Source organism: Porphyromonas catoniae ATCC 51270 (genome assembly GCF_000565015.1).
Classification (GTDB): Bacteria; Bacteroidota; Bacteroidia; order Bacteroidales; family Porphyromonadaceae; genus Porphyromonas; species Porphyromonas catoniae.
Map to the genome: position 1 here is coordinate 1 of NZ_JDFF01000001.1, position 13,419 is coordinate 13,419.

A 13,419-nucleotide genomic window follows, 5' to 3' on the forward strand; every position below is an offset into this window, starting at 1 on the left:
TTGCTGATGGTGTGCCCCACGCGCTGACGGATGCCATCGATGAACTTGTCAAAGACAGGGAGAAAGGTGCTGAACTCCTGGATTTGCCCGAGGTAGGCGGAGCGGAGCTTGTCCAGCGAGATCGTTTGGTCGTCTTGGTACTTGTGGTAGAGGGAGTGGAGGCTGGTGGAGATGGCATCTAGGCTAGCATTGACAGCGAGGGCTTCTGAGGAGCGTCCCTTCTGTCGGCTGGTTCTGCTATTCCACTGTGCCTTGTCTACGAAGATCTTCGTGGAGCCAAGATTGCTCATAGCTCCTCCGAGGAAGATCCGTAGCATGACGGGCGACTTGCCTTCTTTGTTCTCGTAGTTGGAGCGTAGGTAGAAGGACACCTTGAACGATTGTCTCATAATGCATCATTCCTTAGTGTAGCAGGTGCTACAAAGTTACTTACTTACACATTGAATGAGAGCATGTTGCTGCCTTCAATTAGCCCTTCATTTAGCCGTCACTGCTACACTAATTGCTACGCCTTGATTTGTGTAGCAGTTTCTGTAGCAGAATTTGACCGATTGATGACTATTAGACCCTAGGGGTAAGCCGTCAGGTCTATGGACTGCATACAAAGAAAAATCGTTGTAAGACCATGTCCTACAACGATTTACTCTTGTTTTGAAGGCTTCTCTGACGACCATTTTGCAGTCACTTTGAAGCCTCTTTGCGGAGAGAGAGGGATTCGAACCCCCGGAGCCTCTCAGCTCAACGGTTTTCAAGACCGCCGCAATCGACCACTCTGCCATCTCTCCTTTGGTCGTTGAAGTGACTCCTCATGCATCCCTCGTGGTGCTGGTTGAGCCACTTTTGCGAGTGCAAAGTTACTATTAAATCTGAAATAAACAAGACCTACCTACAATAACATCTAAGGCTAATACATGATAACGTCATGTATACAATGAGGGAATTGATAGCCAGCAATGATATTTTCTCTTAGTTGCATCTCTCATATGTTACCCAGCGAACGTTATAGTTGATTGTCAGAAACCTGTATTTACCACGTATTACCCCTTAAGCGTCTCGTGTGGGAGGATGTTGGGTATCCCTTTCCCCTTCCAGAACACCAGAATAAAACACTTACAATCAAGATATTACAAAATGCTTTAAAAGTGTCAACTACGAGTTACTATAACTCTCTTCGACGAGTTATGGTAAGTCGCTCAAGCGAGTTACGGTAAGTCGTTGCAAAGAGTTGTGGTAAGTCGTTAAGACGACTTATAGTAACTCGTCAAACACCTTTACAAACACCACATTCATAAGCTATTACAAAATAGCTTCATTCAGCTTGTATCATGAGCATACACCATTGCAGATAGTCAATCCCTTAATGATATACCCGAGGTTATTGTATGTTATCCTTGAATGTCTTCGGACAACCTACATTCTTAGTATCTTTGCGAGCATAGAGATAATTAGAATAAACTAACTAGACAGGAAGTGTGACAAAGTATCAGAGCGTACAGCCTCAAGGCGAAGCTCTACTTAAAACCCTGAGGCAGTATGTGGAGGCTTTCACAGAGGGGAAACCACTCAGCTCAGAGGTGGCTTGCCATGTGATTTACCAAGGGAGAAATACCCTCTACCGGGTCGAGTGCCCTGAAGGAGACTTCGTAGTGAAGCACTTTGGTTCACTACGGCTACTTCGCTCTGCCTACTACGGTTGGACAAATACGGGGAAAGCACGACGCTCATATCTAAACGCCCTCCAGCTAGAATCCCTTTCGCTGCCTACCCCCGAACCCATCGGTTACATAGAGCAGCATGATGCCCTCGGGATGCTTATCGATAGCTACTACATCTGTCGCTATACAGCCATGACAGAATCCACTCTACAGCCCTATGCAGCTGGGGAGAAGTATTCGGAGCCATTAATCAAAGCACTCGGGGAGTATCTGGCTAACCTACATGAGTGTGGTGTCGTACATGAAGACCTTTCACCAGGCAATATTCCTTACATACTAGATGAGTCTACGGGGACGTATACGTTCTATCTAGTAGACCTAAATAGGATGCATTTCTCCCCCTACGCTCTCTCTAGACAGGTGAGCCTACATAACCTGGAGCGTCTATTTCATTCCTACAAAGCCTGCGACTTACTAGCAAAGTCCTATGCGGAAGCGCGTGGCTGGGAGGTAGCTAGCTTCACTAGGGAGCTTCAAGCAGCATGTGATCAGTTCTGGCTAAAGCGTCTACCCAAGCTCGCCCGACGCTACTCTATGCGCACCTATGGTACCAGCACCAAGCAATACCTTCGACTATACGATCGCTATCTCTGGCGTAGACGTCTGCGCCGTATCTTGCCTTCCTCTAGCCTCAAGCAACGGCTCTTCGCCGAAGAGATCGCCTTTTACAGACGGCACCTTCAACCAGAAGATGTCCGCCGTGCTCTAGCTAACAGAGAAGGCTATCCCGAGTAATACAGTCATACAGGAAAGGATATGGACCTAAAGACAAAGCTTATCTATCAGGCTGCGAAGCTACGCCTCAACAAAATCGCCCGCTACGGGGATGAGGTAGAGGAGCTCCAGGTGAAGCAACTTCGACACGTACTAGATCGCTCCACAGTGACCTCCTTCGCCAAATGTCATGGACTAAGTCGGGCTACCAACTACCGAGAGTATGCAGAGCGAGTAGCGGTACAGGACTACGAGGGAGTCAAGGCTGACATTGAGCGTATGATCCAAGGCGAACGGGATGTACTCATACCCGGTGTATGCACATGGTATGCAAAGTCTAGTGGTACGACAAGTGATCGTAGTAAGTTCATTCCTGTACCCTACCTTCACCTCCAAGATTGCCATTACCGTGGAGGAAGTGATGCCCTATGGATATACCTAAGGAATAACCCAGATAGTCGTTTCTTCTCTACAAAGGGACTTGTCCTCGGGGGTAGCCATTCTCCTATCAAATTAAATGGCCAAGCAAAAGCCGGAGACCTCAGTGCCATCCTCGTCGAGCACATGCCCATATTGGGAAATATCCTTCGTGTACCAAGCAAGCAAACCCTGCTCATGAGCGAGTGGACAGAAAAGATGCAGACCATCGTACGGGAGGTAGCACACACCCGAGTGGGAAGCCTATCTGGTGTCCCCTCGTGGATGTTGGTTCTGCTCAAGGAGGTACTTCGCTATACGGGAGCTGAGTATATCACTGATGTTTGGCCAGAGCTGGAGGTATTCTTTCATGGAGGTATTAGCTTCAGCCCCTACCGAGAAACATATCAGTCATTGATCCCCTCGGAGCGCATGCACTACGAAGAGACCTACAATGCCAGCGAAGGCTTCTTTGCCATACAAGATGACCCAAATGAGTCTGGTATGCTCCTGATGCTGGACTATGGCATCTTCTATGAGTTCATACCTATGGAGGAGCTGACAGAAGACCTCAGCCTCGCTCGCACACTCCCTCTCTGGGAGGTCGAGCTGGGGAAGGACTATGCCCTTGTAATCACGACACTAGGAGGTCTGTACCGTTACCTGATCGGAGACACTGTGCGTTTCACATCTTTGGCACCCTATCGAATCACAATCTCTGGCCGAACCAAACACTTCATCAATGCCTTTGGAGAAGAGCTGATGGTGGCCAATACAGATGAGGCGATTGCCCGAGCTTCACGAAAGACGGGTGCACTGGTATCAGACTATACAGTTGCACCACATTTTTTCTTTGAGGAGGGGAAGGGATGCCATGACTGGTTAATCGAGTTTGAGCGTGCACCCGAAGATGTGAGTGCCTTTGCCCAAGTCCTAGATAATGAACTACGTCAGCTTAACTCCGACTACGATGCTAAGCGGTACGAAGATATGACGTTAAAACCACTTCAGCTAACGCTTGCCCCAAAGGGACTCTTCCATCGATGGCTTGAGCAACAGGGTAAGCTCGGTGGGCAACACAAGGTACCACGCCTCTCAGGCAATCGGCGGTATCTAGACGAGCTACTCAGCCTACTTCCCTCTACCACACAACCATCACAAGAATAGAAATGAAACGAATACAAATCCGCATTGCTCTACTGCTGCTCTATGTCGGGGTATTAGGCTATTTCTTCTATCCCAAGGGATACTCACCTCTAGAGGGTGAAGGTCTTCGCTGGGCACTCACCTTTGCAGGTGTCCTCATCCTTCTGATTGCGTTATATCTCATACTACGCTATCGGGAGAAGAAGCGGAGCAAGTACGAATATGGACAATACCCAGAGAAGGGAGAGGGGCAAGAAGAAAAGTAAGACATACATACCCATTAAATAGATGAAGGGGCAAGCGAAATGATTCGCTTGCCCCTTCATTGTATGGGTAGAGCCAGAAGCCTTACCCTACAATCAGCAGGTAATAATTCTTCTTTCCTCGCTGGACAAGTAAATAACGCCCTGCGATAAGCTGCTCCGTTGTCACTAGGTCATCGGGTGAGGTGACCTTCTCCTTATTGAGGCTCAGTCCACCTGCTGCTATGAGCTTACGCAGCTCACCCTTCGAGGGGAGCACAGTGGCATGCTCTGTCAGAAGCTCTGCAATCTTAATCCCTGCACTAAGTGCTTCTCGAGAGACTTCAAACTGAGGTACACCCTCGAAGACGGAGAGTAATGTCCCCTCGTCTAGGGTCTGAAGCTGTTCCTTTGTTCCCTGCCCAAAGAGTATCGAGGAGGCGGCAACAGCTGCATCGTAATCGGCTCGACTATGTACAAGAACCGTAAGCTCCTCGGCCAAGCGCTTCTGCAGAGGGCGAAGGTGCGGTGCCTCAGCCTGCTCCTTCTCTAGCTGAGCAATTTCTTCTTGCCCTAAGGTTGTGAAGATCTTAATATATCGGGCAGCATCAGCATCATTTACATTCAGCCAGAATTGGTAGAATACGTACGGACTCGTGCGAGCTGGATCCAACCAAACATTCCCAGATTCCGTCTTACCGAACTTACCTCCATCGGCCTTCGTGATAAGCGGACATACTAGGCCAAAGGCTTCACCGCCCTCTTTACGACGAATAAGTTCTGTACCGGTAGTGATATTCCCCCATTGGTCAGAGCCTCCCATCTGTAGACGACAACCATAGTTGCGATAGAGGTATAGATAATCGTATCCCTGAAGGAGCTGGTAGCTGAACTCGGTGAAGGACATACCGGCAGAGTTCTCTCCGCTGAGGCGTTTCTTCACTGAGTCTTTGGCCATCATATAGTTCACGGTAATATGCTTGCCGATGTCTCGGATGAAGGTCAGGAATGTATAGTCCTTCATCCAGTCGTAGTTATTGACAAGGACAGCGGAGTTTGGGGCATCACTATCAAAGTCTAGGAACTTTGCCAACTGCCTCTTGATACACTCTTGATTGTGGCGGAGTGTCTCTTCGTCGAGTAGATTACGCTCTGCAGACTTCATTGAGGGATCTCCAATCATCCCTGTTGCTCCACCGATCAAAGCCAGTGGGCGATGACCAGCACGCTGTAGATGACGCAACATCATCACTCCAACAAGGTGACCGATGTGTAGTGAGTCCGCAGTAGGGTCAATGCCAAGGTAAGCAGAGGTGCGCTCCTTGAGCAACTGCTCCTCCGTCCCTGGGATCATATCATGGATCATCCCACGCCAGCGAAGCTCTTCAATAAAGTTGGTCATATCTATCTTTTCAATCGATTTGATTACCTAATAATGTGTGCAAAGGTACACATAACCTTTAGAAAAGCACGCAATAGACAGCACAATAGGCTCTGGTCTAAACTCGCTACACCAGAGCATCTATCCCTTGAGTAGCTGTACTCACTACCTCATCACTACAAGCGCGAGATAATAAACCGAGCTACGAAGGGCGTACGCCACCAATCGTCGAGGCTACAGACGCACCATCCCGCTGAAGCCCATGAAGGCCATAGCTAGGATACCTGCTGAGATTAGTGCAATAGGAATACCCTTCATCGAAGGGGGAAGAGTCGTGCGAGCAAGCTGTTCGCGTATTCCAGCGAAGACTGCTAGCGCAAGCGTAAATCCTAGAGCAATCGATATGGCGTAGACAACGCTCTCTAGGAGGTTGAAATCCTTCTGAATCACCATGATTGCCACCCCAAGTACACAACAGTTTGTCGTGATAAGAGGAAGGAAGACTCCAAGGGCTTGATAAAGGGCTGGCGAGACCTTCTTGAGGATAATCTCTACCATCTGTACCAAGGCAGCAATGACGAGAATGAACGTAATCGTCTGCATGTAGGTCATGTCCAGTGGCTCCAGTACAAACCTCTGCAAAAGGAAGGTACACATGGTCGACAGAGCCAAGACAAAGGTCACTGCTGCCCCCATGCCTAGGGCTGTGTCAATCTTCTTCGATACACCTAGGAAGGGACAGATACCGAGGAACTGTGAGAAGACAACGTTATTGACGAAGACCGCTGCAACAAAGATGAGCAGATAGTGTATCATAGGACGAATTGCTTAGTAATGGAAGGGACTATTTCTTCTTGGCAATCTTATTCGATAGCGCAATCAGGTAGCCGAGGACAATAAAGGCTCCTGGGGCAAGGACAAAGAGCAACGCTCCGTATTCCTTAGGGTAGACGTTCTGTCCGAAGACAGTCCCAGCTCCCAACAGCTCACGAACAAGGCCCAAGAGGGTCAGCGAGCATGTGAAGCCAAGCCCTATCCCAAGTCCATCAAAGGTCGAATGCAGCACACTACTCTTAGCTGCTACGGCTTCTGCTCGCCCGAGTACGATACAGTTTACTACGATGAGTGGGATAAAAAGCCCTAGAGATGCATATAGAGCTGGCACAAAGGCCTGCATCAAGAGCTGTACAATCGTTACGAAGCCCGCGATCACAACGATAAAGCTCGGGATACGTACCGCATCTGGTACTAGGTGCTTAATCATAGAGATAACAGTGTTCGAGCAGATGAGGACGAACATGGTGGCAAGTCCCATAGCCATCCCATTTGCTGCTGAGCTGGTCGTGGCAAGAGTGGGACACATGCCAAGCAGAAGGACGAAGGTAGGGTTCTCCGTCGTAATGCCATTGCGTATAATCTCTAATGGTTTCATAGATGCTGGAGATAGAGTAGCTGGGAGGATAAATTCGGGGGATGAGGGAGAGTCGAAACAGGTACCGAGGCAAACTGCATAGAGGTTATGGGGATACCTTAGTCGAGGTTACGGGGGAAACTATCGAGAGGTTACGGGGAAAACTGAGTTCTGGGTCAAGCTATACTTCCTTGGTCATACTTTGTACGCTGCTCCTTAGGTAGCAGAGCTAATTCAATTGAGGGATTAGCTCTTTGTCTCAGAGTTTGCACTCTCTGCTGTACTCACAGTGGCAGAGCTAACTGAGTCGGAGGACTTGTTGCCACTCACTTTGCTGCCCTCGGGATCTTGCACATACTTAAAGACGCTCCATGCACGATTGACTGCGTCTAAGAAGGCTCGGCTACTAATTGTAGCCGCTGTGATGGCATCGACCTTTCCTCCGTCCTTCGAGACAGAGAGCGGAGCCGAGGCTTTCATATCTAGTCCTCGCATATCACGGATACCACCCGTCTCACTCTTTTCGTGGAACCATTCGGGGATCAGCGATCCAAGCCCTGGGCTCTCTGCGTGCTGAAGGACGGAGAAGTCCACGAGCTTACCTGAGGCATCAAAGCCCACCATCACAGAGATCAGTCCACTGAAACCTCGCTGTGTGTAGCTCTCGATAGCAAAGCCCACAAGCTGTCCCTTCATCTTGGCAGGATAAACGGTAAGCGAATCGGTTTCCCCCTCGGGAAGGACACGTATCTTTTCGGCGAAGGGGTTATTATCAAACTTCGGTGTCACGGCACTAATTGCCTCGACTTTGGCCTTGACTTGAGCCTCCTCAATGGGGGCTTTTGTCACCTTATTGACCAAGGCGAGGATACCGGAGACGATGATGCAGATCCCCGTTAGGGAGAGGAGCATGTTGCGGAGTGTCGAGCTGAGTTTTGCCATAGCCTATCGTCCGCCGAAGTGTCGAGGGCGGATATATATATTGATCAGAGGTGTGAAGCCATTCATGATGAGGATGGCGAATGACATCCCCTCTGGGTAGCTACCGAAGAGGCGGATAAGGATCGTCAGAAGACCGATAAGTGCCCCATAGAGGAGCTGACCACGTTGGCTCATTGGACTCGTCACATAGTCGGTGGCCATGAAGATAGCTCCGAGCATCATCCCCCCAGTGAGCAGGTGGAAGAAAGGCGAGGGATAGAGCGCAGGGTTGATGAGGTGCATTAGGCCAGAGAAGGCAAAGGCCGTCCCCAGCACCGAAACAGGGATATGCCAAGTGATTACCCGCTTATAGAGGAGAAATGCCAAGCCCAGCAGTAGGGCGATCGCACTGATCTCACCGAGACTCCCCCCGTGTAGCCCGAGGAGCATATCCAGGGTAGAGGGGACTTGATCCCAAGACATACCTGGTGCTCCAGACTGGATAGCCTTCGCCACACCCAGCGGTGTAGCCCCAGTAGTGGCATCGGTGTAGTGAAGTATCTGTCCAGCCTTGGGCCAAAGGGTCATCTGCGCTGGATAGGCGATCAAGAGGAAGACACGACCTACAAGGGCAGGATTGAAGATATTCCCCCCGAGTCCCCCGAAGCTCATCTTCCCCACTCCTATAGCTATGATGGCACCGATAGCGACGATCCACCAAGGGAGGCTAGAGGGAAGGTTCATCCCCAGTAGTACGCCTGTCAGGATGGCGGATCCGTCACGGATGGTAGGCTCTGTCCCGTAGAGGTACTTAGTGATGAGCCATTCGACGATGATGCAGGAGAGGACACTGACTGCGAGGACGACAAGCGCTCCGAGCCCAAAGGTCGCCAGCGATACGAGACAGGCTGGTACGAGGGCAAGGAGGACAGCGTACATGTTGCGCTCCACGCTATCTCCGCTGTGTATGTGCGGGGAGGGAGAGATGATTAGTTTATCCATGTACTACTTAGCTTTTGCGTGAACGTATAATAGCGGTGACCTTTTGCTTGCCTATGCGGATGAAGTCGAGTAGCGGGCGATTTGATGGGCAGGTATAGCTACAAGAGCCACACTCGATACAGTCCACGATATAGTTCTTCTCCGTAGTCTCCCAGTCGGCATACTGCACGTCTCTCATGAGGAAGGCTGGGTTAAGCCCCATAGGACATACCGAGACACACTTGGCACAGCGGATACAGTTTCTCATGGGACGGCGGACAGCATCCTCTTGGGGAAGGATCAAGATCCCCGAAGTCCCCTTAGTGACGGGAACCTCGGTGCCCAGTAGAGCCTTGCCCATCATAGGTCCTCCGCCGATGATCTTACCGGTATCCTCGGGGAGTCCACCAGAGGCCTCTATAAGGTGTCCGATGGGTATCCCAATACGAGCGTGGTAGTTGGAGGGCTTCTCTAGGTGCTTCCCCGTCACAGTCACGATGCGCTCTACGAGGGGTTTGTTCTTCTGGACGGCCTCGTAGACGGCGAAGACTGTCCCTACATTCTGCACAACAGCACCAGCTGAGATAGGGAGGGCTCCGCTCTTAATCTGCTTGCGAAGTACAGCATCAATGAGCTGCTTTTCTCCCCCTTGAGGATATTGAACCTTTAGGGGCATGACGGTGATGTCCGTGTAGGCCTTGGCCAGCTGGGAGAGGTGCAGGATGGCATCCTTCTTATTGTTCTCTATGCCGATGACAGCTCTAGAGACACCAAGTGCCTTCATGAGGATCTTGACCCCAACGAGTATCTCTGCCCCCTTGGAGAGCATGAGCTGATGGTCAGAGGTGAGGTAGGGCTCACACTCCACAGCATTGATGATAAGTACCTCTGCCTTTTGCCCAGGAGGTGGAGAGAGCTTGACTTGCGTCGGGAAGGTAGCTCCCCCTAGCCCTACGATACCTGATGCGGCAATCCTGTCAATGATTTCCTTCGGCTCTAGCGTGCACTCTGTAACCAATTCCTCAGAGCGGTCTATCCCCTCCTCCCACTCTTCTTCTGGGGCAACGGCGATGACGATCGCGGGGCGTTTGTATCCGCCTGAGTCGTAGAAACCATCAATCTTAGTCACCTTCCCCGTGACGGAGGAATGGTTATTAGCTGAGACAAAGCCACCAGCCTGAGCAATCACAGTGCCTACCTTGACCTGATCACCCTTTTGGACAGTAGGTACGGCTGGTGCACCTATGTGCTGTCCTATGGGTATAATGACCTCCTTGGGCAGGGATATAGGCTGAATAGGACATCCTGCTGAGAGCTTGTTCTCGGGGGGATGAATGCCACCGAGGCGAAACGTGCGTAGCATATATCTGTAAGGTATGAGCGTTTCTGATGATGATACTACCCTGCTAGGGAGCAGTAGGGGTAGAGGGTGTCGTAGGGGCTACGGGTGCGGGAGGTGTCGTCTCGGCGGTAGGGGTAGCCTCGGGGGTAGAAGGTGGGGGCGTAGCTCCAGCTGAAGCCTCTTCCTTCGGAGCCTCTTTCTTGGGGGGAGGGAAGCCTATCTCGTGGATCGCATGAGTAGGACATACCACCACACACTTACGACAGAGCTTGCACTTAGTATGGTCGATATAGGAGAGGTTGTCGGCAATCGTGATAGCCTCAAACTTACACTCCTTGAAGCAGAGCGAACAGCCGATACAGGCATTTCCACAGGCCTTCTTTGCTACACCTCCCTTGTCCTTATTGACGCAACTGACAAATATCCTCCGTCCCTTGGGGCCTCGACGTCTTAGTTCTATGATGAACTTGGGACAAGCCTTGACGCAAGCACCGCAAGCGACACACTTGTCCTCAATGATTACGGGAAGTCTAGTCTCACTATCCATATACATAGCGTCGAATTCGCACGCATGTACACAGTCTGCCATACCGAGACATCCCCAGCTGCAGTCGGTGTCCCCCTTATAAAGGGCTGAGGCAACGGCACAGCTGGATGCACCATCATAGACATTGGTCCGTGGGCGAGCCTCACAGGTACCATTACAGCGTACCACGGCGACAAGTGGATCTTTTTTCTCTGCAACCATCCCGAGGATCGTTCCGACCTTCTCCATCACAGGTGAACCACCGACGGGGCAGAAGAGTCCGTCTAGTCCACCCTCGCTCTTGGCACAAGCAGCTGCGAAAGCTGCACAGCCGGGGAAACCGCAACCACCACAATTGGCCTGAGGCAAGACCTCTGCAACCTCTGCTATACGTGGATCTTCCTTGACCTCAAACTTCTTTGATACGATGTAGAGCAGTCCCGCCCCCAGCGCTCCGATGAGTGCAAGTATAGCAATCGTGATACCCATAATATAATTGGCGTTAATATGTGTCTGATGGATTGAGCGGACGTACCTCTAGCGCAAGCGTACGGCTCAAGATCGGTGTCAAGGCAAAGAGTATCAGGAAATAAAGGACGAGTGCCACTAGGGCAAGCAAGGCCGATGCCCACTCTCCCCAATGCAGCACCTCTTGCCCCACCCCAAGCATAAAGGGGATGAGAAAGAGTGGCAGGACGAAGGCAAGCAAAATAGCCCAGCGACCGACGCTGTCCTTTCCCTCAACAATTACTGCTTGACCTACTTCGTAGTGAATACCGTGTGTCTGTACCCTAATAAGTCGATCCTTGCAGTCGGCAGTAGTGCAAAAGTCTTTCGCATGACACCCAGAGCAGGCGCTCAGCTGCTGAATCCTCACGACAACCTCATCAGGGTGCACCTCTGCCACGATGCCCTCACGACGTTCGGATCCAGTATTCTTTCCGTTCATAAGTGGTGATACCTTGAATGGTGAGGGGCTGTAGTTATCAGTCCAAATCAGGACATCCCATACCACGTACGGCATGTCCCCATACAAATCACATCAGCAAATGTAGGTATTCTTTTAGAAAGAAACAAGGCTCTTCCTCCTTACTTTTAGGTAGACTCAAGAGGGGGGATTATCAAGTACTCCCCCATGACTTCCTATGCCAGATGAAAACAGGTATCGGGGAAAACGATTGAGGGGTACTGAGGGTACCTCTGAGGAGGTAGCGGGGGAAACTATCATGAGGTATCGGGGATACCTCACCGAGGGAGTAAGAAGTCTGTATCCCTGGGTGTCTAGAGCTGTCAGCTCATCTCAAGAGAAGAAAAGGCTTGGGGTCAGCCGAATGACCTAATTGGTCTATTCGACTGACCCCAAGCTCTGTATACCCTACAGGCTATACAGGTCTTAATAGGTAGAGCGTACTACCCTAATAGATGGTCTTATGCCTTACCTCCTAGTCAAATGGTAGGGTAACATTCTTAGCAATCAGTTGCCCCTTCTCATTGCGATCTAGCTCTAACTCCACCCGATCTCCAACGGAGAGATCACTGAAGGTAATACCTGCAAGGCTCTTGTAGTGGAAGAATGCATTCTCCCCTATCCCAACATCAATGAAGCCAAATCCAGCCTTGAGGGCATTGACATACCCTTCCTTAATATCAGGTAGTGGCTCACTAGCCCTATCGAGATGCTCCTGAAAGTCTGGGAGCTCAATCCTCCCTATAACCTTCACCTCTGGAGACGGGAGGGATTCCTGTACGGTCATCGTCAGTTCAGGTAGTGGCTCACCAGCGAGCTTCACACCCTCCTCATCGGTGGATACCTCATCACCATTCCCCTGTTCCTCTAGAGGTTCATTTGAGGATCGAGTATGTGCCATAGGTGGCTGATAGGGGCGACCCTTGGTGTCTCTGAGGCGATCATCTGCACCACTTTTCGAGACGAAGAGTCCATTGATGATGGGGTCACTACGGTAGGCTCGACTATCAATGAGTTCGTTCATCATCACAGGATAAGTAGCCTCCTCCATCAGCTCAAATGAAGTGTAGGTCGTAGTAGGCTCTCTCTTTGCCTCCCCCTCATGCTCCAGATCCCATCCCAGTACCATCACACGGATACCTAAGGCATGGAGTTTCTTTACAAGAGGGATATAATCTCCATCAGCAGCAATAAGTACGACAACATCAAAGTCCTCGTGAATGGCACGCTCGTATGCCTCGAGAGCGAAGAGTACATCTACGCCCTTCTCCTTCTTCTTCCCCTTGCCTGCACGCGAGAGAGGTAAGTGATGCTGGGTAACACCTTCGGCGTTGAGTACATCATCGAAGAGGCGTTCATAGAAGAGTACATCCCCAGCAGCCTTTGCAGCTTCACTAGCAGAGAGGCGGCCACGGAAGTAATGAGCATCCACAATCTTACACAACTCAGGCTGGGTGGCCTCCAGCTGTGCAATCTGATAACGGAGGAAGCGATGTAGTCCCCCAACACTAAGGCGACTCCTACGCTCGTGATGCTGGTAATAGAAGGTACTTACATGCCAAAAATAATTCCCGTCATAAAAAATGCCTACACGGGTCAGGCGAGTTTTTTTCTCTTTTGTCATAATGTAATTGGTAAAATACTATTCCATGGTGG

The 13,419-nt window shown here is 50.5% G+C and carries 13 protein-coding genes and 1 tRNA gene; 3 read left to right on the forward strand and 11 right to left on the reverse strand.

Annotated elements, in window-relative coordinates; all coding sequences use genetic code 11:
* Together HMPREF0636_RS00005 and HMPREF0636_RS00010 are read right to left on the reverse strand one after the other, a co-directional pair.
* On the reverse strand, positions 1 to 389 hold a 389-nt coding region (locus HMPREF0636_RS00005; RefSeq protein WP_044167542.1), incomplete at its 3' end, for an Arm DNA-binding domain-containing protein.
* 311 nt (positions 390 to 700) lie between these two features.
* Positions 701 to 785 (reverse strand) — tRNA-Ser (locus HMPREF0636_RS00010).
* Positions 786 to 1,472: 687 nt separating this feature from the next.
* Between HMPREF0636_RS00010 and HMPREF0636_RS00015 the strand changes: the two genes are divergently transcribed.
* From HMPREF0636_RS00015 to HMPREF0636_RS00025, 3 genes are read left to right on the forward strand one after another with little or no spacing between them, the layout of a single operon-like run.
* A complete protein-coding gene (locus HMPREF0636_RS00015) occupies positions 1,473 to 2,450 on the forward strand; it encodes a lipopolysaccharide kinase InaA family protein (protein WP_044167545.1) in 978 nt (325 codons plus the stop codon).
* A gap of 21 nt (positions 2,451 to 2,471) precedes the next feature.
* Positions 2,472 to 4,013, forward strand: a complete 1,542-nt coding sequence (locus tag HMPREF0636_RS00020; RefSeq protein ID WP_044167546.1) for a GH3 auxin-responsive promoter family protein — start codon at positions 2,472 to 2,474, stop codon at positions 4,011 to 4,013.
* A 2-nt stretch (positions 4,014 to 4,015) separates the two neighbouring features.
* Positions 4,016 to 4,258 (forward strand): hypothetical protein, encoded by a 243-nt coding sequence (locus HMPREF0636_RS00025; protein WP_044167547.1) that lies wholly within the window; start codon positions 4,016 to 4,018, stop codon positions 4,256 to 4,258.
* An 82-nt stretch (positions 4,259 to 4,340) separates the two neighbouring features.
* Here HMPREF0636_RS00025 and tyrS read toward each other — a convergent pair whose 3' ends face one another.
* From tyrS to HMPREF0636_RS00070, 9 genes are all read right to left on the reverse strand, one after another.
* A complete protein-coding gene (gene tyrS / locus HMPREF0636_RS00030; protein ID WP_081748353.1) occupies positions 4,341 to 5,636 on the reverse strand; it encodes a tyrosine--tRNA ligase in 1,296 nt (431 codons plus the stop codon).
* 213 nt (positions 5,637 to 5,849) lie between these two features.
* Positions 5,850 to 6,428: an electron transport complex subunit RsxA gene (rsxA, locus tag HMPREF0636_RS00035; RefSeq protein ID WP_044167633.1), complete on the reverse strand. Its 579-nt coding sequence runs from the start codon at positions 6,426 to 6,428 to the stop codon at positions 5,850 to 5,852.
* Positions 6,429 to 6,459: 31 nt separating this feature from the next.
* Positions 6,460 to 7,047 carry an RnfABCDGE type electron transport complex subunit E gene (locus HMPREF0636_RS00040; protein WP_005467888.1) on the reverse strand — a complete coding sequence of 196 codons (588 nt, stop codon included), beginning with the start codon at positions 7,045 to 7,047 and terminating at the stop codon, positions 6,460 to 6,462.
* Between the two features lie 225 nt (positions 7,048 to 7,272).
* Positions 7,273 to 7,968 carry an RnfABCDGE type electron transport complex subunit G gene (locus HMPREF0636_RS00045; RefSeq protein WP_044167549.1) on the reverse strand — a complete coding sequence of 232 codons (696 nt, stop codon included), beginning with the start codon at positions 7,966 to 7,968 and terminating at the stop codon, positions 7,273 to 7,275.
* Between the two features lie 3 nt (positions 7,969 to 7,971).
* Positions 7,972 to 8,949: an RnfABCDGE type electron transport complex subunit D gene (locus tag HMPREF0636_RS00050; RefSeq protein WP_044167551.1), complete on the reverse strand. Its 978-nt coding sequence runs from the start codon at positions 8,947 to 8,949 to the stop codon at positions 7,972 to 7,974.
* Positions 8,950 to 8,956: 7 nt separating this feature from the next.
* The gene (rsxC, locus tag HMPREF0636_RS00055; protein ID WP_044167552.1) at positions 8,957 to 10,291 is read right to left on the reverse strand and encodes an electron transport complex subunit RsxC; all 1,335 of its coding nucleotides are present in this window, start codon (positions 10,289 to 10,291) and stop codon (positions 8,957 to 8,959) included.
* A 43-nt stretch (positions 10,292 to 10,334) separates the two neighbouring features.
* Positions 10,335 to 11,285, reverse strand: coding sequence for a Fe-S cluster domain-containing protein (locus tag HMPREF0636_RS00060; RefSeq protein ID WP_044167553.1), 951 nt, complete (start codon positions 11,283 to 11,285; stop codon positions 10,335 to 10,337).
* A 13-nt stretch (positions 11,286 to 11,298) separates the two neighbouring features.
* Positions 11,299 to 11,745 (reverse strand): SoxR reducing system RseC family protein, encoded by a 447-nt coding sequence (locus HMPREF0636_RS00065; RefSeq protein WP_162147880.1) that lies wholly within the window; start codon positions 11,743 to 11,745, stop codon positions 11,299 to 11,301.
* A 493-nt stretch (positions 11,746 to 12,238) separates the two neighbouring features.
* Positions 12,239 to 13,387 carry an NYN domain-containing protein gene (locus tag HMPREF0636_RS00070; protein WP_044167556.1) on the reverse strand — a complete coding sequence of 383 codons (1,149 nt, stop codon included), beginning with the start codon at positions 13,385 to 13,387 and terminating at the stop codon, positions 12,239 to 12,241.
* Positions 13,388 to 13,419: the final 32 nt, after the last annotated feature.

Excerpts from the sequence above, each read along its gene's own strand:
- HMPREF0636_RS00020 (WP_044167546.1), top strand. The coding sequence starts at position 2,472 with ATGGACCTAAAGACAAAGCTTATCTATCAGGCTGCGAAGCTACGCCTC.
- HMPREF0636_RS00025 (WP_044167547.1), top strand. The coding sequence starts at position 4,016 with ATGAAACGAATACAAATCCGCATTGCTCTACTGCTGCTCTATGTCGGG.
- tyrS (WP_081748353.1), bottom strand. The coding sequence starts at position 5,636 with ATGACCAACTTTATTGAAGAGCTTCGCTGGCGTGGGATGATCCATGAT.
- HMPREF0636_RS00040 (WP_005467888.1), bottom strand. The coding sequence starts at position 7,047 with ATGAAACCATTAGAGATTATACGCAATGGCATTACGACGGAGAACCCT.
- HMPREF0636_RS00045 (WP_044167549.1), bottom strand. The coding sequence starts at position 7,968 with ATGGCAAAACTCAGCTCGACACTCCGCAACATGCTCCTCTCCCTAACG.
- HMPREF0636_RS00050 (WP_044167551.1), bottom strand. The coding sequence starts at position 8,949 with ATGGATAAACTAATCATCTCTCCCTCCCCGCACATACACAGCGGAGAT.
- rsxC (WP_044167552.1), bottom strand. The coding sequence starts at position 10,291 with ATGCTACGCACGTTTCGCCTCGGTGGCATTCATCCCCCCGAGAACAAG.
- HMPREF0636_RS00060 (WP_044167553.1), bottom strand. The coding sequence starts at position 11,285 with ATGGGTATCACGATTGCTATACTTGCACTCATCGGAGCGCTGGGGGCG.
- HMPREF0636_RS00065 (WP_162147880.1), bottom strand. The coding sequence starts at position 11,745 with ATGAACGGAAAGAATACTGGATCCGAACGTCGTGAGGGCATCGTGGCA.
- HMPREF0636_RS00070 (WP_044167556.1), bottom strand. The coding sequence starts at position 13,387 with ATGACAAAAGAGAAAAAAACTCGCCTGACCCGTGTAGGCATTTTTTAT.